We start from the raw sequence: 21,447 nt of genomic DNA on the forward strand, positions 1-21,447 counted from the left end.
AGTTAGCTTTAATTTTTACCATAAAAACCAATATGCTCTCTATTCCAGGCGTTGCTGTCCAGACGCTGCTTTACGAAAGTGTCAACTCTCTGGTTTACCGGGCAATTCGGGAAGCAGATCAAGAGCCAATTATCCTCAAACTGCTCAAAGAAAGCTACCCCACACCTCAAGAATTGGTGCGCTACCGCACCGAATACCGCATCACCCAAGAGCTGAAGGAGGCGGGAGTCATACAAGTTTATGACTTGCAAAAATACCAAAACAGCCTCGTGATGTTTGTGGAGGACTTTGGCGGCGAATCCTTGACAATTTGGATGCAGCAGCCCTCCTTTACTCTGGAGGAATTTTTACAAATTGCGATCGCCACCACTGAAATTTTAGGGCAAATTCACCGCGCCAACATCATCCACAAAGATATTAACCCTTCTAATATTGTTTACAACCCGGAAACAAAACAATTAAAAATTATTGATTTTGGCATTTCCACTCAGCTAAGCCGAGAAACACCGATACTGAAAAACCCCGGCGTTCTTGAAGGCACCCTCGCTTACATATCGCCGGAACAAACTGGCAGGATGAATCGCACTCTCGATTACCGTACTGACTTTTACTCCCTCGGCGTTACCTTCTACGAATTGCTGACAGGAAAACTGCCTTTTGAGACAGAAGATGCTTTAGAGCTAGTTCACTGCCATATTGCTAGGCAGTCAGTTCCTCCGCACGAAATTAAGCCAGAAGTTCCCCTAATTGTCTCGCAAATTGTCAGTAAACTGATGGCAAAAAATGCGGAAAATCGCTATCAAACGGCCGGCGGACTCAAGCACGATTTAGATAAGTGTCTGGTTCAATTACAAGAAACGGATAGCATAGAAGAATTTGCCTTGGCAACGCGGGACATTACAGACCGTTTCCTGATACCCGAAAAGTTATACGGCAGAGAAACTGAAGTTTCTAGTCTATTAGCAGCCTTTGAACGAGTCAGTACAGGTAGCGCGGAAATGATGTTGGTGGCTGGCTTTTCTGGAATTGGTAAAACCGCAGTAGTGAACGAAGTTCATAAGCCGATCGCCAGACAGCGGGGCTATTTTATCAAAGGCAAATACGACCAATTCCAGCGCAATATTCCCTTTAGTGCATTTGTGCAAGCTTTTCGGGAATTGATGGGGCAATTATTATCAGAAAGTGAGGCTCAGGTACAAACATGGAAAACCCTGATTCTGACAGCAGTAGGTGATAGTGGGCAAGTGCTGATTGAGGTAATTCCTGAATTAGAACGCATTATTGGCAGTCAAGCGACTGCACTAGAACTGTCAGGGAGTGCGGCACAAAATCGCTTCAATCTGCTGATGCAGAAATTTGTGCAAGTATTTACCACCGCCGAACATCCCTTAGTGATGTTTTTGGACGATTTGCAGTGGGCAGATGGCGCATCTTTGAAATTGCTAGAACTGTTGATGAAGGATAGGGGGCATCTGTTGGTATTGGGTGCTTATCGGGATAATGAGGTGTCGCCCGTTCATCCGTTTATGTTGACAGTGGATGAGATTATTAAGTCTGGGGCAGTGGTTAATACGATTACGTTGGAACCGTTGAGTTTAGCAGATATGAATCAGTTGGTGGCAGATACGCTGATTTGTAATTTATCGTTGGCTCAACCTTTGACAGAATTGGTTTATCAAAAAACCCAAGGTAATCCCTTTTTCTCGACTCAATTCCTCAAGGTGTTGCATGAAGATGGTCAAATTAGCTTTGACCCCCCTCAGTCCCCCCTTACTAAGGGGGGAAGTAAAGGGGGGTGGCAGTGCGATATTGCTCAAGCTAGACTTACCCACGCCTCGGATGTGGTGGAGTTTATGGCGGTGCAATTGCAGAAGTTGCCTGCCCAAACTCAGGAGGTTATTAAACTTGCCGCCTGCATTGGAGCGCAGTTTGATTTAGATACCTTGGCAATAGTCAACGAAGAACTACCCGAACAAACAGCATCAGCACTTTGGAGAGCATTACAAGAAGAACTCATTTTACCCATTACAGAAGGCTATAAATGCTTCATTCCAACAGATGCTCAATCCAATACTGAGTCTGTTACCAATCCAACTTATCGCTTCCTGCACGATCGCGTCCAGCAAGCAGCTTATTCCCTAATACCCGAAAACCAAAAACAAGCCACTCATCTCAAAATCGGACAGTTACTCCTACACAAATATTCGGATACAGAAAAAGAAGAAAAGCTCTTTGATATTGTGGGGCATTTGAATCAAGGAATTGAGTTAATCAATCAATTAAGCGAACGAGAAGCCTTAGCCCAACTCAACTTAGAAGCGGGAGGTAAGGCAAGAAGTTCTACCGCCTACGCAGCAGCAAATATCTATTTGCAAACAGGGATTGAGCTACTGAGGGCCAACTGCTGGCAAAGTCAGTATGAGTTGACCCTGAATCTTTATGTTGCTGCTACCGAAGCCGCCTATTTGAATGCTGACCTTGAAGTTATGGAACAGATGGCAGCACAGGTATTGCAGAATGCTCAGACAATTTTAGACAAAATCAAAATTTACGAAATTTCAATCGTCGCCCAGACAGCCCAGGGCAAGCTGTTGGAGGCGATCGCAATCGGTAGAGAGGCCCTGCGACTATTGGGAATCGATCTCCCCAGCGAACCTGACAAAGCCACGATTGGTAAAGCGCTACAAACCCTGAATAGCCAACTTCAGGGCAGACAGATCGAGCAACTGGTTGACTTGCCTTTGATGACAAATCCACAGACTCGGGCAGCTATGCAACTCTTAAGAATGTTATGTGCACCCATTTTTCAAGCAATGCCCGGTTTGCTGCCCCTAGTTACCTCCACGATGGTGAGTTTATCGGTCTCATTTGGGAATGCACCCGCATCGACGGTGGGGTATGCGATGCACGGGATGGTTCTGTGTGCCTTTTTAGGAAAGGTGGAAACGGGTTATGCCTTTGGTAAATTGGCACTTTCATTGCTCGATCGGTTCAATATACCCGAATTCAAGTCCATGATTATGTTTGTGTTTGGTGGCTGGATTCAGCATCATCAAGAATCTCTCTTGGCAACGATACCGAGGCTAAAAGATAGCTTTACGGCTGGCATGGAAACTGGCGACTTTCTAGACGCTGGCTACAGCATAAGTATTTACTTTGATACCAACTTTTTTGGTGGGGTAGAACTAGACACTTGGGAAACCGAAATAGTAAGTTACAGTGCTGCCTTGGCTCAGGTGAAGCAATATTCTGCCCAGGCTTTGTTGGATATGAAGCAGCAGATGGTGTGGAACTTGAGGGAAGCCGGTATTCTGTGGGATTGCTTAATCGGCAAGGCCTATGATGAAACGGTGATGATTCCTAAGCACCATCAGAACAATGACCTGACGGCGATCGCTGCTCTTTACATCTACAAACTGTTGCTTGCCTACTCAGGGGGCAATTACACGGCTGCCCTAGACTACATTGCCCAAGCCAAACAGTATTTGATGGCAGTATCAGGAACTGTTCTTGTTCCCATTTTCCATTTCTATGCCGCCCTGACGAACTTGGCACTTTTCCCAACACAGCCAGAAACCGAGCAAGCTGATCTTCTCGCCTCTGTGGAAACCCATCAAACCACTCTGCATCAATGGGCCCAAAATGCTCCGATGAATTATCTGCATAAATGGTATTTAGTTGAGGCAGAACGGCAACGGGTGTTGGGTAATAAAGCTGAGGCGATTGAAATGTACGATCGCGCCATTTCTGGAGCTAAAGAAAATAAATTCCTCAACGAAGAAGCCCTTGCCAACGAACTCGCAGCCAAATTTTATCTAGAATGGGGCAAAGAAAAAATTGCTCAAACCTACATGATTGAGGCGTATTATCGTTATGTCCAATGGGGAGCCACTGCTAAGGTAAAGGATTTAGAAACGCGATATCCCCAGTTATTGTCAGCAATTCAATCGGGAATAAAAAACACTAAAACTACCGCATCAGTGACGGCCATTGGTTCGGGTAGTAATCTAGATATCACCACGGTGATGAAAGCTTCTCAGGCAATTTCTGGCGAAATTATGCTAGATAAGTTACTGTCTAGTTTGATGAAAATTTTGATGGAAAATGCAGGAGCACAACGAGGCTATCTGATTTTGTCCAGCCAGGGAACGCTGTTAATTGAAGCTGAAGGGACAATAAATTCTGAACAAGTCACCGTTTTGCAGTCAATCCCCGTTGAAAATTGTCAAGAACTTTCCTCTGCAATTGTCAATTATGTGGCCCGCACTCAAGAAAGCGTGGTACTGGATGACGCTTTCCGAAAAGGACAATTTACTAACGACGCCTACATCCAAAAGAATCACCCCAAATCAATTTTATGCGTGCCGCTGATTAATCAATCTCAAATTATTAGTATTGTTTACCTAGAAAACAATCTGACAGCGGGAGCTTTTACGCCAGAAAGAGTGGAACTATTAAAAGTGTTATCTGGACAAGCGGCTATTTCGATTCAAAACTCTAAGCTTTATACAGAAGTCCGCGAAAGTGAGAACAGACTGACTCAATTTTTAGAAGCAATTCCAGTAGGTGTGATAGTGATGGATGCTTCTGGCAAACCTTACTATATTAATCGCGCTGCTATTCAATTATTGGGTAAAGGAATTATTCCTGAAGTCTCCACCGAGCAACTACCAGAGGTTTATCAACTCTATCAATCTGGAACAGAGCAGGAATATCCCTCTGCACAATTGCCAACTACGCGAGCGTTGAGTGGCGAAAGTGCCACTGTAGATGATATGGAAATTCACCAAGGCAACAAGATTATTCCGATCGAAGTTTGGGGAACGCCTATCTATGATAATCAAAGCAATATTGCCTACAGCTTAGCAGCCTTTCAAGATATCACAGAGCGCAAAAAAGCCGAAACAGAGCAACTCAGGTTTACCAATGAACTGTTCCAACTCAACAAAGCTTACGAGCGTTTCGTTCCCAATCAATTCCTCCAGTTTCTAAATAAATCAAGCATCATTGATGTCCAATTAGGCGACCAAGTGCAGTTAGAAATGTCGGTGTTGTTTTCCGACATTCGCGACTTCACCACGCTTTCGGAAAGTATGACGCCGGAGGATAATTTTCATTTTATTAATGCTTATTTATCTCGGATGGAATCGGCAATTATTGAAAATAATGGCTTTATTGATAAATATATTGGTGATGCGATTATGGCGCTATTTAGCGGCGATGCTGATAATGCAGTAAACGCCAGTATTGCCATGCTGCATCAACTTCAAGTATACAATCAAGAGCGGGTTAATTCTGGTTATGCCCCGATTAAGATTGGCATTGGCATTAATACTGGGAATTTAATGTTAGGGACTGTGGGCGGGCAAAATCGCATGGATACGACGGTAATTAGTGATGCGGTGAATTTAGCTTCTCGTGTGGAAGGATTAACAAAAACTTATGGTGTTACTTTACTGATTACAGAGCAGACTTTTAACAAATTAGCTAATCCTAGCAACTATGCTATGCGGATGATTGCTCAAGTTAGTGTTAAGGGAAAAGTAAACTTATCTACAATTTATGAAGTTTTTGAGGCAGATATTCCTGAAACAAAGCGAGGTAAATTAACAACAAAAAATTTATTTGATCGAGGTTTGATATTATACCGGCAACAAAAATTTATCGAAGCTACAGAATTTTTTGTTCAATGTTTAAGCTTCTGCCCTTCGGATCAAGTTGCTAAAATTTATTTGGACTGGTGTGAACAAAAAACTATCACTTTAAATATCGAGCTATTAGAGAGAACTTTAGCATTAGTTAAACCTCGATCTGATGAATTTGTAAGTAACTTTTATGAAATACTTTTTGATAGTTCTTCTCAGATTAAAAGTCTTTTTATAAATACAAACATGGGACTGCAAAAAGAAAAGCTTTGGCAAAGCTTAGAAATAATTATTGAAAATTTACGGAAACCTAAGTTAATTAATGTTTTTGCTAAGGGATTAGGTGCAACTCATGCCAAATATGGCGTTTCAGTAGAACATTTTCCTGTTGTGGCCAATGCACTCATTCAAGCCCTGAAGGCGCAGATGGGTTTAGAGTGGACACCTAAAACTGAAAAAGCTTGGGTAGAGGCTTATACAATTATTGCGTCAGCTATGATTGATGGAATGGGAGTTATGTGACCTTGATGAGGTGTTTGATGCTGACCCGCTAGAAATCAAAACGGGCAAGTTAGCTACGCTGGAATTGTTTGCCAAAGCTTTGAAAATTTACTCGGAAGGGAAGTTATATCAAATCCTTTCTTCATCGGAATAGTAAATTCACTGTTGACTGTTGACTGTTGACTGTTGACTGTTGACTGTTAAGATCATGTATGAGTGCAACCGGAATTGATATAACTCCGATGCTACCGGATTTGATATTATTGGAAGGGGCGCGGCTGTTTTCCGAGTGTTGGCGGCAGAATCAGGCCGATCGCGTGGCTAAAATTTATTGGGAACGCTGTCAGTCTGCATTGGTGTCAACTGAAGACTGACATCCTCCCTCTCGATGTTGAACTCCAAATCTCGATCGCCCTTTTATATTTATTACCCACCAGAAAAGAGTTCGCTTGTGTTCAAGTAGCCTCAAAGGGCGATCGCTTAACCAAATCATCCGCGAAAAATATCCCAACATTCCCGCGCAATCTCCCAATCTTCCTGAGTGTGAATCACCAAAACCCGCACCGCTGAATCAACCGCCGCCACATCATCATCCACTGGCGAATTCAAATTTTTCTCCCCATCCAATTTTAACCCCATAAATCCAAAAGCTTCACAAGCCGCAGCCCGCACAACCGCCGAATTTTCCCCAACACCCGCAGTAAAAATCAAAGCATCCAACCCGCCCAAACTCGCCAACATCGCCCCGATACCTGCCCGCAAACGGTGCACGTAAATATCCAAAGCAAGTTGAGCCCGAGAATTACCATCTTTAATCGCTGCCAAAATTTGCCGCATATCGCTAGAAACCCCAGAAATCCCTTTCAAACCAGAATTTCGATTCAGAATATTATCTAGTTCCTCAGCAGTAAAGTGCGATCGCCTTAACAGATGAATTATGATACCAGGATCGATCGCGCCCGATCGACTTCCCATCATCAAACCATCCAAAGGAGTAAAACCCATCGTAGTATCAACACTCCGACCACCGAGAACCGCCGCCAGAGAGCATCCGTTGCCCAAATGACAGCTAATCAGCCGCAAATCGGCAGAATCGCGGTTGAGAATTTCAGCAGCCCTGCGAGTGCAATATTGATGGCTAATGCCGTGAAAACCGTAGCGCCGAATCCCCTCTTCCAGCCATTCGTAGGGGCCAGGATAAACAAACGCAGCGGGTGGCAATTGAGCGTGAAAAGCCGTATCAAAAACAGCAATTTGCGGCACATTTCCCAGTATTTCTTCGATTGCTTCGATGCCTGCCAAATTAACCGGATTGTGGACAGGAGCAAACTCAGCTAAACGAGAAATTTCCTCTTTGACTTCCGGCGAAATCAGCGTGCTTTGCTGATATTTTCGCCCGCCGTGAACGACGCGATGACCGACAATATCAATGTCCTTTAAACTATTAATAACTTGAGTTTTTCCCTGCCACAGAGTCTCCAGCATCCGAGCAATGGCCTGGGAGCGAGAATTTGAAGCGAATTCTTCCGCAAGCGTATTGCCCGCAGCAGTTTTGACTTGCAACTCCCCGGCATTTTTGCGGTGAGTCCAGTCTATTTGCGCTTCCCAGAGGGGTTGCGGCGCGCGATCGGGAAGTCGGTCATTTAGTTCGTACAAGCAGCTTTTGTGACTGCTAGAACCTGCATTTAAAACTAGGATTTTCATGGGAATTGGGAATTGGGAATTAGTAGTAGGGGCGGTGCCCCGTGCCAGCCCTATTTTTTTACCTTTTCTGTTGGTTGGAACCTGTGTATTTTGCTAAAAAACCCGGTTTCTGGCTATCCGTATTAATTGTTAGCTATGCACTCATTATAACTTTGTTAAGGAATATGTCAAATTATTAAAAATTAATTCAATATGTAGCCGCGGGTTGCTGTTGTTTGATATATCTTCATCATCTGATTTTCATGGACTAAAAATTAAGGAGTCGATCGCCATGCTGACAACAATTTTACTAACCGTTACGGCCAGAACCGTAGAGTGGAGCCCCGAAATCGGTTTAATTATGATTATTTGCAATGTTGCAGCCATTGCTTTCGGCAGCTTAACCATCAAAAATCCTCACACAGGCCCAGCCGCGCCCTCAGCGAATCTGGTGGGCGGTTTGAGCTTGGGTGCACTTGTCGGAAGTCTCTGCTTCGGTCATATTCTGGGAACAGGTACGATTTTAGGATTGTCTTACTTGGGCGCACTTTAGTTGAAGAATGTAGGGTGCGCCCCCGCACCTTACCGCCAATTTCAAGTACCGGGCAAATTGCGGAGAGTTTCATCCATGTACGATCGATCGCCCAAAACCTCCAACATCGGCCCGCGCACATCAAACTTGACAACACTCACAGAAGCTGCTAAGGCGGCAATGCGAAGGCGATAACTTCCCAAATCGATCCCCAACAAACTGCACAAAATAATCCGAATAGTCGCCTTGTGGGAAACCACCAAAACATTACCATTCTTGTACTTTTCCTGAATTTCTGCGATCACTAAGGACGATCGGCTAGCAATTTGCACAGAAGTTTCCCCCCCAGTCGGTGGATTCCAAGCCGGTTCCGTCAACCAATTAATATAATCATCAGCATATTTTTCACGAACAAACTCAACTGTTTTACCCTCCCACTTGCCGTACTTAATTTCCCTCAATCCGTCGCGAAGTTGCATTTCAATTCCCACAGCATCGCACAGAGGTTTCGCAGTTGCGATCGTGCGTTTCATGGGGCTGACATAAACAGCATTCCAAGGCAATTTTGCATAAGTTGCGGCAAATTGTTCGGCCATCATAGAACCTTCCGGTGTTAATTCTGCGTCGAGGTCGCCGCAGTAGCCGCCAGTCTTGCTGTAAGTTGTTTCACCGTGTCGTACAAAGTAGATTTTTAAGCTCATAAATTCCTAGGTTCGTAGTGAGGACGACCGTCCTCATAAATTTGGATTTCTATTTCTTTAAGCATTACAGATCATTTTGAATAAACCAATTTTAGAGCGGGGTTGGTTTATGCTAAGATGACATCGATCTTAGTTGTTTTACTTATATACTATAGGTATTGCACTTTGTCAAGAAAAGAATGTCCCAGCATTTCATGAGTTCGATCGAAATTGAGAGGATTTTAGGGAAACCTTACTTTCAAGCTCCTAATTGTCTAATTTACAACATGGATTGTTTGGAGGCAATGAAGCTGTTGCCAGATCGATTTGTAGATTTAACCGTTACCAGCCCGCCTTACAATATTGGCAAAGAGTACGAAAAATCCTTGGTGTTGGATGAGTATTTAGACTGGTGCCAGCGGTGGATAGCGGAAGTTTACCGGACAACGGTTGATCGAGGGGCGTTTTGGCTAAATTTAGGTTACTTGTCTGTGCGCGATCGGGCCAAAGCAATTCCGATTTCCTATCTACTTTGGGACAAAGTACCTTTTTATCTGATTCAAGAAATTGTGTGGAATTACGGTGCGGGAGTTGCGGGCAGCAAGTTTTTTTCACCACGCAACGAAAAGTTTCTCTGGTATGTCAAAAATCCCGACAATTATATATTTAATTTGGATGAAGTACGCGACCCAAATGTGAAATATCCAAATCAAAAGAAGAACGGCAAGATTAAAGTAAATTTAAAAGGCAAAAATCCGACGGATGTTTGGCAGTTCCCAAAAGTTACGTCCGGGAAAAACCGAGCTTCAAAAGAACGCACATCTCACCCCGCTCAATTTCCGGTTGCTGTTTTAGATCGCATCATCAAGTCTTCATCGAATTTAAACGAAATTGTTTTAGATCCGTTTATGGGTTCCGGGACTACAGCAATTGTGGCTCTGGGTTTGCAGCGACAAGTTATTGGATTTGAAATCAGGGCTGATTACTGCGATATTGCCGCTAATAGAATTGATATTTTTTTGAGAGAAAAACAAGTCATAGAAGCACAATTATCTTTATTCTAAAGTTGGTAATTGCAGCAATTTATAACGTTCAACAGCAGGGCTTAATCTCGCTTGCTGACCGGTTGCAGCAGCTTGACCTTGCCAATCTTCTTGGTCTAACCATCCAAATCTGACTAAGTTAATCTGCGGTTTTTGTGAACCTTGAACGTTTTTGTTAAATTTCTGGAAATTAACAACAAGGTAATAGCCTGATTTACTCTTCTTTCCTTCTATACCAGTAGTGCTGAGTTGAGTATAACTGCGGTTTCCATAGGTATTGCGATTACTTGAAGATGTTTTAATTTCGATTGAGAAGCTATCGTTTAGAAGACAGACAATATCTTTTTCAGTCGCATTTTCTTCGCGACGCCAAATTGCTGGGTATCGCCTAGCCAATTCTAACGGGATTAGTTCGTGCAAAAAGTATCCCATAATTTGGGGGCGGGGAAATAAATCTACACCTATTTTGTAGTGGGCGCTAGTTAGATTAGATTCAAATATTTCTCGCCAAACTTGAATTACTACTTCATATATTTCATCCGGGTTAAGTGGATGTATCTCTATCAATTCCCGTGTTTTTACTTTCCAAGCTTCTGGTGCAAGTCCCGCATAAGGTGAACTCATTTACTCTATCCCCTCTAACAATTCGCTTAGCGATACTCCTAAAGCTTTAGCTAGACGCAAAATATTCAGAAGAGCGATATTTCTCTCACCACGTTCAATGCCACCAATATAATTTCGATGCAATTCTGCTAGTTCAGCTAACTTTTCTTGGCTTAGCCCCTTTGCTTTTCTCAATTTCCGAACTTGTTTGCCAAATATTTGAAGCTTGATATTTTTTGTCACACCGAAAATATAAAGCTTGTCACGGTTGAAAATCTACACACTATGAGTGTTAATTTTAAAACACGCTTTAAATCTACACATGATGAGTGTTAATTAGGAAAAAAGAAAAAAAGCCCTCAATTTGTGAGGACTTTATTTTTGCATCGCGTGTTATTGGTAAAATCGCCCCTTGTATCTACAAGCGATCGCCCCTATCCAGGTGCACCCGATCGCACGGTTTGATCTGGTGTCGCCGTCGGATCTTTCGTTTCCTTCGGCGCTTCCGGCGAAACCGGGCCCCCGTGTGGCCACTTCCAGTCACGGATTTCCGGCATATCATCGCCGTGCTCAGTGATATACTGCGTGTGCTCGATCAGCTTGTCACGGATAGCTTGTTTGCCGTAAGCTGCTACAGAACTCAGTTTGGGAACGCGATCGAGTACATCACCAACTAAATGGAAGCGATCGAGATCGTTCATCACCACCATATCAAACGGCGTAGTAGTCGTACCCTCTTCCTTGTAACCGCGAACGTGAATATTCGAGTGATTAGTCCGGCGGTAAGTCAAGCGGTGAATCAGCCAAGGATAGCCGTGAAAAGCAAAAATCACAGGCTTATCCTTCGTGAACAAAGCATCAAAATCGCGATCGGACAAACCGTGCGGATGTTCGCTAGTAGGCTGCAGCGTCATCAAATCCACCACATTTACCACCCGCACTTTTAACTCGGGATAATCTCGGCGCAGAATATCAACCGCAGCCAAAGTTTCCAGCGTCGGAACATCGCCCGCGCAAGCCATCACCACATCAGGTTCGCCACCTCGATCGTTGCTAGCCCATTCCCAAATACCGAGGCCAGTCGTACAGTGTTTGATCGCAGCATCCATATCCAAATACTGCAAAGCCGGCTGCTTCCCTGCAATAATCACATTAACGTAATTGCGGCTGCGGAGACAGTGGTCAGTTACTGACAGCAAAGTGTTCGCATCAGGCGGCAAATAAATCCGCACCACTTCCGCTTTCTTGTTAATTACGTGGTCGATAAAACCCGGATCTTGGTGAGAAAAACCGTTGTGATCTTGCCGCCAAACGTGAGATGTTAGCAAATAATTCAAAGAGGCGATCGGTCTGCGCCAAGGAATATCGCGAGTAGTTTTCAACCATTTAGCGTGTTGGTTGAACATCGAATCAATGATGTGAATAAACGCCTCGTAGCAAGAGAAAAATCCGTGCCTTCCTGTCAGCAAATAGCCTTCCAGCCATCCCTGACAAAGATGTTCGCTGAGGACTTCCATCACGCGGCCGTCGGGGGTGAAGAGGTGGTCATCTTCCGGTAAAGTTTGGGCCATCCACTCCCGACTCGTCACTTCAAACACCGGATCGAGGCGATTTGAGGCCGTCTCGTCAGGCCCGACAACTCGGAAATTAGCGTTTTCCTGATTGAGTTTCATCACATCCCGCAGGAAACGGCCAGTAACGCGGGTTGCTTCTGCAATCACAGCCCCTGGTTTTTGCACGTCTACGGCGTAGTCTGCAAAAATTGGCATTTTCAAGTCTCGCAGCAGCTTGCCGCCGTTAGCGTGGGGATTTGCCCCCATCCGCCGATCGCCCTTGGGTGCGAGTTCCGCCAATTCTGGAATCAGTTGGCCCTTGTCGTCAAAGAGTTCTTCCGGCTTGTAGCTTTTCATCCAATCTTCCAGGAGTTGGACGTGTCCGGGCTTAGAAGCCATTTCAGCTAACGGGACTTGGTGCGATCGCCAAGAGCCCTCAGTTTTCTTCCCGTCAACCTCCTTCGGCCCAGTCCAGCCCTTGGGAGTCTTCATCACAATCATCGGCCACTGCGGGCGGCCCGAATAGCCCTGAGTCCGGGCTTTTTCCTGAATCGCCTTAATTTCGCCGATCGCCGCATCCATAGTTGCAGCCATCAACTGGTGCATCGTTTCCGGGTCTGAACCTTCCACCCAATAAGGTTTGTAGCCGTAACCAACCATCAAACTTTCCAATTCCTCCTGCGGAATGCGGGCCAACACCGTCGGATTGGCAATTTTGTAGCCGTTGAGGTGCAAAATCGGCAACACGGCCCCGTCCCGAACCGGGTTGAGAAACTTGTTAGAATGCCAGCTAGCAGCCAGCGGGCCCGTTTCTGCTTCCCCGTCGCCGACAACCGCCGCCACAATCAAATCTGGGTTGTCGAAGGCCGCCCCGTAGGCGTGGACGAGGGCGTAGCCGAGTTCGCCGCCTTCGTGAATCGAACCCGGAGTTTCCGGCGCGACGTGGCTGGGGATACCGCCGGGAAACGAGAACTGTTTGAACAGCCGTTTCATCCCTTCTTCGTCTTCAGAAATGTTGGAGTAATATTCGCTATAGGTGCCTTCGAGATAGGTATTGGCCACCAAGCCGGGGCCGCCGTGTCCGGGGCCTGCGATGTAGATGACGTTGATGTCTTGGGCTTTGATGATGCGGTTGAGGTGAACGTAGATGAAGTTGAGGCCTGGAGTTGTCCCCCAATGTCCGAGGAGTCTGGGTTTGACGTGTTCGAGTTTGAGTTGTTCTTTGAGTAGGGGATTGTCGAGGAGATAGATTTGTCCGACGGATAGGTAGTTTGCCGCCCGCCAGTAGGCGTTCATTTTGTGAACTTCTGAGTCGGAAAGCGGTTTTAATTGGGGGCTCTCGGTGGTTTCTAGCATCATCGGCTGTTGACTCCTGAGTTTTGGTTGTTTGGAAAAAATTGTTTGGGAAGTTGTTTGGCAAGTGCGATCGATCATATTTTGCGATCGATCATATTTGCTATTTTTATTCCCTATTTTTGTCACAAACAATTGAATTGTATATCGTTTTTGTCTGTATCAAAGTTTAAATGAATCTTAATATTTTACTAAACATCGCGCTATTTTAACGGAAGAAAGGCGGCAACTAGCGAGGGCTCAAGGAATTATGCAATAGAAAATAGGAATTATGCAAGAGTTTTTGTAGGGCGCGGGCTGCGGGTCGATCGCTATAGCAATCCTTGCAGGAGTCGTAAAGTTTTTTACCCCACCCCAACCCTCCCCTTATTAAGGGGAGGGAGTAAGAAATTCACAAATGATTTAGGATTGCTATATATACTGTGCGTCGCCGGCTGTGCCGTGCAAGTTGTGAAAAATTCTGCTTCAGGTAGAGGTCAGAAATATTAATAATAAATCTAAATAATAAATGTAAAAAGTGATCGAGGGCGATCGCACGCGCTCAATTCATTTTTTACATTCATAAATTAAATAAGCTCTGTGACAGTCCCAGAATTATCGCCTTTCTCAACTCCTCACCTGTTTGAAAAAGGCTATATCGTAGATTGCTATCTCCATCTGGGTGCTGCTGATTTAGTAAATGTTTCGGCTTATGCTGAAGCTTACCCTGACGACATTGAGAAAGCAATCAGGCTGCAAGACGAGGCTGACGAAATCTTAGATATACCTAAAAATATCCCATAAATCTATGGCGCGTATCTATGCAGGCGAAGACTTTCCCCGACAAGTCGCGCATAACCTGCGTTCTTTTGAACCCGATGTCGTGACTGTTCGACCAGCAGGAAACGCTAGAATATTCGATCGAGGATGTATTAGCGCATTTGCGATCGTTGAAAATCGGGCTGTTTTGATTGTCAACCGGCGCGATTTCTTTCAACGGCACAAGCTGAAACCTAAGCGATGCGGTATTCCTCCCTGCACGCAAAATAACGGTATTGCTAGACAGACTGCTAATATGAATGATGCGATATCTACTGCTGAGACTCTGAGGGGAAAATTGATTCGAGTCGATCGCACAGTCACCGCCATCTATATCTTAAGTCGATCGGCACACCGTAATGCAAAGCAATGTCAATCCGAAAATTACTGCATCGGTTTGATTGTTTGCTAAAAGCCATCGCCGATATTTCCCGCTGAAAAACCTAAGACGCGACTAAAACAGGACACTGTGAAATTTGGCAACTATTGGACACACTTGGCTGCTGCGAAACGACTAGCAGTTCGTGAGGATACCGGGGACGCGGGTCATTTTCTAACCAGATGGGCGGTACCATCATCACTTCATAGTAAGCGATCGTATGCAAAACCCCTGGCTGGGACTTCAACTCCACTGTCAAGCCCGCTCTGTACTCAAATGCTTCTTCCCAATCCAGGTCTTCATTGATACTCATAGCGATCGCGCCTCTTTTCTTGTTTCGTTTCTCTATTGTAGGGCCGTACATAAAACATTTGGTACTTTCTGTTGTTTTTGATACATTTTTTAACTTTTATGTTATATCCCTGACAATTTAACAGAGAAGAGCAATTGTCAATAAGTAAATAGGCTGATTTTGCCGACTGGTGACAAGCCAGCCCAAAAGCTAGGCTTGACAAGGGTTTGAGTTGATATGTCTCACAAATGTCGGGGCGTGCGATCGAACCGCCCCGATATTTATGACAAAAAATAAGATAATTTAAAGCAATGAAATCCTAACGCTCGAACCTATTTTGGTAAGTAAATTTAGTGTTTTATCAATCAATAAACTCGGCATTTTTTAATAAACCCGGTTTATGTATGAGTAAAAAATTTACTAATCTAAGCTCAAATCAACAACAGATCGCCTTGAACTCGACACCAGGATATCTAGTCCGTCCGCTGCATTTAAATTGTTAGATGCCCAAATTAAAATTTGAACTATATCCTATACATTTAAACATCTATTAAAGACAGTTGAATAAAGCTTTTATCCACTTGTTCTAGCCTCACCTCTTCCAGAGAAACATTAACATCAGAATCTTCAATATACCGAGCAAGACAACGAGCGACATACTCAGCAAGTTTAACAGGCACAGCATTACCAATTAACTGTTCGAGAGCGGTTTTAGAACCTTGAAATAAAAAATTATCGGGAAAAGTTTGTATATAACTTCTTTCAATAGTAGTTAAAGGACGTACATTTGATGAGACCAAAGCTGAATCACCCGGATGAGGTTGATAAGTCTTGGAAATCGGTCTGTTAACTCCTCTAACTGTTGGGCTAGGCTCGTCAACACTAAACACGCCACGCCTTTGATAACTTCTCGGATGTCTGTAATAATGATCGACATTTAAAGCCTTACCTATACTATTAAAATATTGCCTGATAGTCAGAGGTTCAGTTGCCAGATTTTTTTCCAAATAAGGCTCTATTTTTTTATCTTCCCCATCAAGTTCACCGATCCAAAAAAATCTTTTTCTACTTTGCGGAACACCACATAAACTAGCCCGAAGTATTTTTTCACTGAGGCCGTAGTTAGCAGATTGAAATATTTTTTTTGCTTCTTGATATTTCGTGCTTCTTACAAATCTATCTACATTTTCCATGATAAAAAATCTAGGCTTGACAAACGCAACAATCTCAGCAAAAGAAATAGTTAAATCTGCTCTACCTAGATTTTCATCTCTTTTTCCCGCACTCGAAAAATCTTGACAGGGTGGGCCTCCAGCTATGATGTCTGGGTTAAACCTTTTAATAATGTCAAACTGGCCTTGAAGATTGCTCAGGTCAATCAAAAATGCTTGGTGTTTAAAGTTTTGCTGATAAACATTAATAGCTAGCTCCCAGTTGTCAAAACCTGCAATCACATCAAAACCAGCGTTTTGAATTCCGAGTGACAACCCACCACAGCCTGAAAAAAGATCTACAACTGTAAGATTTTTTGGTTTAGTTTCCATTTTGGTTTTTAACATATTCACGGCTCTAATTAAATAATTCTGGATTGCTGAGAAGAGCAGCATCAAGTCGTCTTTCAGGACTGAGAAAGTTTTGTCCACCACCAAGAACAATATTGCTGATCTCATTTTTTTTAATTCTAGGACTTGTCAGTTCTGCACAAGCCATATATTGATTGGTGTTAGCACCGTTTAGTGCAAATGCCTTATCAGTTTGAGCATTGTAGGAAAGTGCTTTCATAATATCTGCATGAGGAATTCTACCCTCAAGGGCAAAATCAAGAAGCATTCTTGACAGCCAAATAACAGACCTTGCATACCGATCTATTTCTTGCTTTTTAATCAAAGCATCCCTTGCTGCATTAAAGAAAAGTCTTGTGAATGCGAAATCGCTCCAGACAAAGACATCCAAACAATTTTCGTGCAGTTTCACTGTTCTTCCAATTGTTTTCCAAACTGGTTGCAAAACAAATGGTTCTTGTAAGCCTAATACTGACATTAAAATCCGATCTATATCACTTACCAAATCTAAAGTGTAACCTCTAATATTTTTTTCATCCCACCAAGATGACACTCTGCGAACAGAGCTAGGATCTAAATAGTTAAGTAATACTTCTGGGGAATGCTTAAATTTGTATGCAATTCCTAGTGCCAGATAAACAAGAGTAGTAGGTCTAACAACGATTTCACAGCCGTACTTATTTTCTGCCAACTTGTAAGTTGAATTATCAGGTAATGCCGTGAGCTTGACTTCTAAGCTGTGCAAACAGGCAGTTCCTGTACTTTTGTTAAGTGTTACTAGATCCGTTCTTGGCATTTTACCCGTAACAACTGTTCTGTAGGGTGTAAAGTCGGTTTCAAAAGCAAAGAAAAGTTCCGATGAAAATGGATTTAACCCAAAAATAGAAGAAACATCTATTTTTTCATGTTTAATGCGAGCATTTGCATCTAAAATTAAGTAGACTGGCTTCAAGCATTTGCTAGCCATGTAGCAAGATAAAGATACGGGAAAAGCATTGTTAAATTTATTCTTTCCCCAACTTTCCTGTTTAGAAAAATCTCGATTAGAGCGTCCCTTTTCTAATCCAAATAGACCGGGTTCTACGCCCAATAAACTAGGTTTGATTATCATACGGAATGTTTTGCGACAGAAAATTATCCACTACGGAACTGCGATAGGAAGAGGGTTCGATCTAGTCACAACATTATATCTAACCTAAGTCCCCAAAAAGTATTACCCGTAACTACAACGGTTCAATTCCTCGACTGCCAATGATTATGCCTAATAGGTCACTACCAATAACTTTGCGGTAATGTCTGCGGATATCTTAGGCCTCTAACTAAGCGTTAACTCCAAAATGCGGGACGAACAAGTAAAAATACCGCATATTTTGTGTTTTGTCAAGTTATAAACTAGAAAATTATCAAAATTTTACCGATCGCTGGATCGCACTTTACACCCAATAACCTGTAAGTTTCTGATGGATATTTTTCCAATATATTCCCGAAATTGACTCCTGTTTTTTTACGATAAAATTCCATTATAATATGGAGCGATCGCCCAAACAGCTCTTTGTTGAAAAACTCCGATCGCCCTACGACACTCTAACCCAATTTTAAGGACTGAAGTCCTTACTACAAACCTAAATTTTTGCAGTATTTTACCAACAAAAAACCCGGGCGGGCACGGTGGCACCGCCCCTACACCGTCCGGGTTTCTCGATGAGTGAAAACTAAACTAACTTGACTTAGTTGCTTTCTTCGTCTTTGTCGCAGTCGTCGCCTTCTTAGCAGTCGTTTTCTTAGCCGCAGTCGTCGTCTTCTTAGCAGTCGTTTTCTTCGCCGCAGTCTTCTCAGTTGCAGTTTCCGACTTCGCCGCAGTCTTACTAGACTTCTTCGACTTGCTAGATTTGCCGCCGCCCGCAGCTTCCTTCGCTGCTAATAATTCCAGTGCTCTTTGTAAGGTGAAATTCTCCACAGATTCATCCTTAGCCAAAGAAGCATTGATATCCCCGTGTTTCACGTAAGGGCCGTAGCGGCCATCGTAAACATTCAAGGGTTCTCCCGACTCTGGATGCGCGCCCAATTCCTTCAAAGGTGTCGCTGATTTGCTGCCACGCACGGCTTTCGGCTGCGATAATAACTCTAATGCCCGATCGATCTCGATCGTCAAAACATCATCCGGCGGCTTGATCGATCGATAATCCTTACCAACCTTACCCTGGTCGTGCACAACATAAGGCCCGTACATCCCCAAATTAGCCTGCACCTTCGCCCCCGTATCCGGATGAGTGCCCAACAGGCGAGGTAGAGTCAACAAACTCACCGCCATATCCACCGTCACACTATCCTTATCAGTCCCCTTCGGTAAAGAAGAACGCTTCGGTTTCTTATTCGTTTCCGAAACATCCCCCAACTGAACGTAGGGGCCGTAATTGCCAACCAACACATAAATCGGTTCCCCAGTGTCCGGGTGAAGACCCAATTTTTCCGGGCCTTCCGTCTTTTGCTTTAACAGAAACTCCACTTTTTCCGGGTCTAAATCAGCCGGAGTCAAATCTTGCGGAATCGATGCTTTCACCTGGCCCTCTTCGCTTTCAGCTTCCAGGTAAGCGCCGTATTTGCCGATGCAAACTTTCGCCGCAATATTCTCCAATACCACAGTTCGAGCAACTTTCGCGTCAATCTGACTTTCCTGTTCCTTAACTTGGGTAGCAAGTCCCATTTCCCCGATATAAAACTTTTGCAAATACGGCAGCCATTTCGCCTCACCGGTGGCAATTTCATCGAGGGTTTGTTCCATGCGGGAAGTAAAACCCGTGTCTACTAAATCGGGGAAATGTGTTTCTAATAAAGTAGTGACGGCGAAAGCAGTGAAGGTCGGAATCAGGGCGTTAGCTATTAATTTCGCGTATCCCCGATCGACAATTGTACCGATAATACTCGCATAGGTACTCGGACGGCCAACCCCCTCGCTTTCTAGCATCTTCACCAGAGAAGCCTCCGTATAGCGGGCGGGAGGTTGAGTTTCGTGCCCCACAGCCTGCAAATCCTTGCAATTAGGTTTATCCCCCACCTTCAGCGCCGGCAAAATCACCTCTTGGTCTTCCAAAGCCGCATCCGGGTCGTCGGAACCTTCGACGTAGGCGCGCAAAAAGCCGGGAAAATCAATGCGTTTCCCGCTGGAACGGAAACCGGCATCTTCTACCTGAGTTTGTAGCGTGACGTGAGTTTGGCGGGAATCGGCCATTTGAGAAGCCACAGTCCGCTTCCAAATCAAATCGTAGAGGCGGAAGTCCACGCCATCCAATCCCGTTTGCTGCGGAGTCCGAAAAGTGCTGCCGGCCGGGCGGATAGCTTCGTGGGCTTCCTGGGCGCCTTTGCTTTTGGTCGTGTATTTGCGGGGTTGGGGGCTGAGATATTCGCTGCCGTAAAGTTCTTGCACACAACTGCGGGCGGCCGTAATCGCCTGTTCGGACAAATGCACCGAATCCGTCCGCATATAGGTGATAAAACCGCGTTCGTAGAGACTTTGGGCAATTCGCATAGTTTCCCGCGCACCCAGCCTCAGCTTGCGGTTAGCCTCCTGCTGCAAAGTCGAGGTCGTAAACGGCGGCGAGGGTTTGCGGGTGACTGGCCGTTCTTCGATATTGCTAACAGTCCAGGGTTTGTTTTGAATGCGCGAGAGTAAAGCCCTGGCTTGGTCTTCGTTGAGCAAAAGTACGCGGCGGCCTGCGATAATTTGCCCGGTATTTTCATCAAAATCGCTGCCGTTGGCAACTTTCACGTTCCCGACTGTGACGAGTTTGGCATCGAAGGAAATTTTGCCCTTTTCCAAAACGGCTTTCAAATCCCAGTAGCTGCCTTGGCGGAAGGCGCGGCGTTCCCGTTCCCGGCGTACCAACAGCCTGACTGCGACTGACTGGACTCGCCCTGCGGACAAACCCCAGGCGATTTTCTTCCACAGTAGCGGAGAGAGTGTGTAGCCGACGAGTCGATCGAGAATTCGGCGAGTTTCCTGGGCCTGTACAACTCGATTGTCGATATCGCGGCAGTGGGTGAGGGCGTCGCGGATGGCTTCGCGGGTGATTTCGTGAAATACCATCCGCTTGATGGGAACTTTGGGTTTGAGGATTTGCAGCAAATGCCAGGAAATGCTTTCGCCTTCTCGGTCTTCGTCTGTGGCTAGAATCAGTTCTGTGGCGTCTTTGAGGGCGTCTTTGAGTTCTTTAACAATTTTCTTTTTATCTTTGGGGATGACGTAAAGCGGTTCAAAGTCTGCTTCCACGTTGACGCCTAGTTGCGCCCATTTTTCTCCTTTAACGGCTTCTGGTATTTCTTCGGCGGAGGATGGGAGGTCGCGGACGTGGCCCATTGATGCCTCTACACGGTAGGTGGAGGGCAGGAAGTTGCGAATGGTACGGGCTTTGGTGGGAGATTCGACGATGACTAAAGTTGACATGGCATCTTTTTATATATGGATGGCGGCGCAGTTAGAGTGTCTAATTTACAGAGTGTAGGTCGGATGTCAAGGCCTATGGGTACTTTAGGGGGTTATTTTCAAACTACCTTAATTTTTAAGTTATTGCCGATCGGGTTGCAGGTGACAAGCTGATGGGATTTTACTGCAGTCGGCGCAGAGGCTGGGAACTCTTGTCTCTGGAAGATGCACGGGGATGTCATGACTGACTGTAGCAGAATTGCAGGTAACTGGATGCTGAGACTGTTGGATGCGGGCGGATGGTTCCTCAATTTTAGATTTTAAGTTTTAGATTTTAGATTGGGATAGATTTGATGGTTTCCCTGCAAAAAGACTAGAAGCGCGATCGACTATTTGACCGATT

Annotated in this window: 16 protein-coding genes; 7 read left to right on the plus strand and 9 right to left on the minus strand. The window is 44.6% G+C overall.

Annotation, left to right across the window (positions count from 1 at the left end; all coding sequences use genetic code 11):
- Positions 1 to 32 precede the first annotated feature (32 nt).
- From QUA01_RS22685 to QUA01_RS22695, 3 genes are read left to right on the plus strand one after another with little or no spacing between them, the layout of a single operon-like run.
- Positions 33 to 6,167, plus strand: coding sequence for an AAA family ATPase (locus QUA01_RS22685; protein WP_333092511.1), 6,135 nt, complete (start codon positions 33 to 35; stop codon positions 6,165 to 6,167).
- Complete coding sequence (locus tag QUA01_RS22690) at positions 6,148 to 6,300, plus strand: hypothetical protein (RefSeq protein ID WP_333092513.1); 153 nt, start codon at positions 6,148 to 6,150, stop codon at positions 6,298 to 6,300. The genes QUA01_RS22685 and QUA01_RS22690 overlap by 20 nt, the downstream gene beginning before the upstream one ends.
- Before the next feature lie 58 nt (positions 6,301 to 6,358).
- A complete protein-coding gene (locus QUA01_RS22695; protein ID WP_333092515.1) occupies positions 6,359 to 6,520 on the plus strand; it encodes a hypothetical protein in 162 nt (53 codons plus the stop codon).
- A 115-nt stretch (positions 6,521 to 6,635) separates the two neighbouring features.
- Here the strand turns inward: QUA01_RS22695 and QUA01_RS22700 are convergent, their stop codons facing one another.
- Entirely contained in the window at positions 6,636 to 7,850 is a 1,215-nt protein-coding gene (locus tag QUA01_RS22700; RefSeq protein ID WP_333092517.1) for an acetate kinase, read from the minus strand.
- Between the two features lie 271 nt (positions 7,851 to 8,121).
- On the opposite strand from QUA01_RS22700, the gene psaK reads away from it, so the two are divergent.
- Positions 8,122 to 8,382 (plus strand): photosystem I reaction center subunit PsaK, encoded by a 261-nt coding sequence (gene psaK, locus QUA01_RS22705; RefSeq protein ID WP_333092519.1) that lies wholly within the window; start codon positions 8,122 to 8,124, stop codon positions 8,380 to 8,382.
- A gap of 41 nt (positions 8,383 to 8,423) precedes the next feature.
- Here the strand turns inward: psaK and QUA01_RS22710 are convergent, their stop codons facing one another.
- Positions 8,424 to 9,062, minus strand: coding sequence for a histidine phosphatase family protein (locus QUA01_RS22710; RefSeq protein ID WP_333092521.1), 639 nt, complete (start codon positions 9,060 to 9,062; stop codon positions 8,424 to 8,426).
- 179 nt (positions 9,063 to 9,241) lie between these two features.
- Between QUA01_RS22710 and QUA01_RS22715 the strand changes: the two genes are divergently transcribed.
- The gene (locus QUA01_RS22715; RefSeq protein WP_333092523.1) at positions 9,242 to 10,105 is read left to right on the plus strand and encodes a DNA-methyltransferase; all 864 of its coding nucleotides are present in this window, start codon (positions 9,242 to 9,244) and stop codon (positions 10,103 to 10,105) included.
- Here the strand turns inward: QUA01_RS22715 and QUA01_RS22720 are convergent.
- The 3 genes from QUA01_RS22720 to QUA01_RS22730 form a co-directional block, all read right to left on the minus strand.
- Complete coding sequence (locus tag QUA01_RS22720; protein WP_333092524.1) at positions 10,097 to 10,708, minus strand: ScaI family restriction endonuclease; 612 nt, start codon at positions 10,706 to 10,708, stop codon at positions 10,097 to 10,099. The genes QUA01_RS22715 and QUA01_RS22720 overlap by 9 nt on opposite strands.
- A complete protein-coding gene (locus tag QUA01_RS22725; protein ID WP_333092525.1) occupies positions 10,709 to 10,930 on the minus strand; it encodes a helix-turn-helix domain-containing protein in 222 nt (73 codons plus the stop codon).
- Positions 10,931 to 11,121: 191 nt separating this feature from the next.
- A complete protein-coding gene (locus QUA01_RS22730; protein ID WP_333092562.1) occupies positions 11,122 to 13,599 on the minus strand; it encodes a phosphoketolase family protein in 2,478 nt (825 codons plus the stop codon).
- A gap of 573 nt (positions 13,600 to 14,172) precedes the next feature.
- Between QUA01_RS22730 and QUA01_RS22735 the strand changes: the two genes are divergently transcribed.
- Both QUA01_RS22735 and QUA01_RS22740 read left to right on the plus strand, forming a co-directional pair.
- Positions 14,173 to 14,376, plus strand: a complete 204-nt coding sequence (locus QUA01_RS22735) for a hypothetical protein (RefSeq protein WP_333092527.1) — start codon at positions 14,173 to 14,175, stop codon at positions 14,374 to 14,376.
- A gap of 4 nt (positions 14,377 to 14,380) precedes the next feature.
- Complete coding sequence (locus tag QUA01_RS22740; RefSeq protein ID WP_333092528.1) at positions 14,381 to 14,803, plus strand: DUF5615 family PIN-like protein; 423 nt, start codon at positions 14,381 to 14,383, stop codon at positions 14,801 to 14,803.
- A gap of 31 nt (positions 14,804 to 14,834) precedes the next feature.
- Here the strand turns inward: QUA01_RS22740 and QUA01_RS22745 are convergent, their stop codons facing one another.
- The 4 genes from QUA01_RS22745 to topA all read right to left on the minus strand — a co-directional run bounded on the left by QUA01_RS22745 (position 14,835) and on the right by topA (position 21,065).
- Entirely contained in the window at positions 14,835 to 15,134 is a 300-nt protein-coding gene (locus QUA01_RS22745; protein WP_333092529.1) for a hypothetical protein, read from the minus strand.
- Positions 15,135 to 15,601: 467 nt separating this feature from the next.
- Entirely contained in the window at positions 15,602 to 16,606 is a 1,005-nt protein-coding gene (locus QUA01_RS22750; protein ID WP_333092530.1) for a DNA cytosine methyltransferase, read from the minus strand.
- Between the two features lie 25 nt (positions 16,607 to 16,631).
- Positions 16,632 to 17,735 carry a HindVP family restriction endonuclease gene (locus tag QUA01_RS22755; protein ID WP_333092531.1) on the minus strand — a complete coding sequence of 368 codons (1,104 nt, stop codon included), beginning with the start codon at positions 17,733 to 17,735 and terminating at the stop codon, positions 16,632 to 16,634.
- A gap of 606 nt (positions 17,736 to 18,341) precedes the next feature.
- The gene (gene topA / locus QUA01_RS22760) at positions 18,342 to 21,065 is read right to left on the minus strand and encodes a type I DNA topoisomerase (protein WP_333092532.1); all 2,724 of its coding nucleotides are present in this window, start codon (positions 21,063 to 21,065) and stop codon (positions 18,342 to 18,344) included.
- Positions 21,066 to 21,447: the final 382 nt, after the last annotated feature.

The sequence above is a fragment of the Microcoleus sp. S36a_B3 genome (genome assembly GCF_036700745.1).
Classification (GTDB): domain Bacteria; phylum Cyanobacteriota; class Cyanobacteriia; order Cyanobacteriales; family Microcoleaceae; genus Microcoleus.

Excerpts from the sequence above, each read along its gene's own strand:
- QUA01_RS22695 (WP_333092515.1), top strand. The coding sequence starts at position 6,359 with ATGAGTGCAACCGGAATTGATATAACTCCGATGCTACCGGATTTGATA.
- QUA01_RS22750 (WP_333092530.1), bottom strand. The coding sequence starts at position 16,606 with ATGGAAACTAAACCAAAAAATCTTACAGTTGTAGATCTTTTTTCAGGC.
- QUA01_RS22715 (WP_333092523.1), top strand. The coding sequence starts at position 9,242 with ATGTCCCAGCATTTCATGAGTTCGATCGAAATTGAGAGGATTTTAGGG.
- psaK (WP_333092519.1), top strand. The coding sequence starts at position 8,122 with ATGCTGACAACAATTTTACTAACCGTTACGGCCAGAACCGTAGAGTGG.
- QUA01_RS22690 (WP_333092513.1), top strand. The coding sequence starts at position 6,148 with ATGGAATGGGAGTTATGTGACCTTGATGAGGTGTTTGATGCTGACCCG.
- QUA01_RS22740 (WP_333092528.1), top strand. The coding sequence starts at position 14,381 with ATGGCGCGTATCTATGCAGGCGAAGACTTTCCCCGACAAGTCGCGCAT.
- QUA01_RS22685 (WP_333092511.1), top strand. The coding sequence starts at position 33 with ATGCTCTCTATTCCAGGCGTTGCTGTCCAGACGCTGCTTTACGAAAGT.
- topA (WP_333092532.1), bottom strand. The coding sequence starts at position 21,065 with ATGTCAACTTTAGTCATCGTCGAATCTCCCACCAAAGCCCGTACCATT.
- QUA01_RS22700 (WP_333092517.1), bottom strand. The coding sequence starts at position 7,850 with ATGAAAATCCTAGTTTTAAATGCAGGTTCTAGCAGTCACAAAAGCTGC.
- QUA01_RS22755 (WP_333092531.1), bottom strand. The coding sequence starts at position 17,735 with ATGATAATCAAACCTAGTTTATTGGGCGTAGAACCCGGTCTATTTGGA.
- QUA01_RS22720 (WP_333092524.1), bottom strand. The coding sequence starts at position 10,708 with ATGAGTTCACCTTATGCGGGACTTGCACCAGAAGCTTGGAAAGTAAAA.
- QUA01_RS22745 (WP_333092529.1), bottom strand. The coding sequence starts at position 15,134 with ATGTACGGCCCTACAATAGAGAAACGAAACAAGAAAAGAGGCGCGATC.
- QUA01_RS22710 (WP_333092521.1), bottom strand. The coding sequence starts at position 9,062 with ATGAGCTTAAAAATCTACTTTGTACGACACGGTGAAACAACTTACAGC.
- QUA01_RS22730 (WP_333092562.1), bottom strand. The coding sequence starts at position 13,599 with ATGATGCTAGAAACCACCGAGAGCCCCCAATTAAAACCGCTTTCCGAC.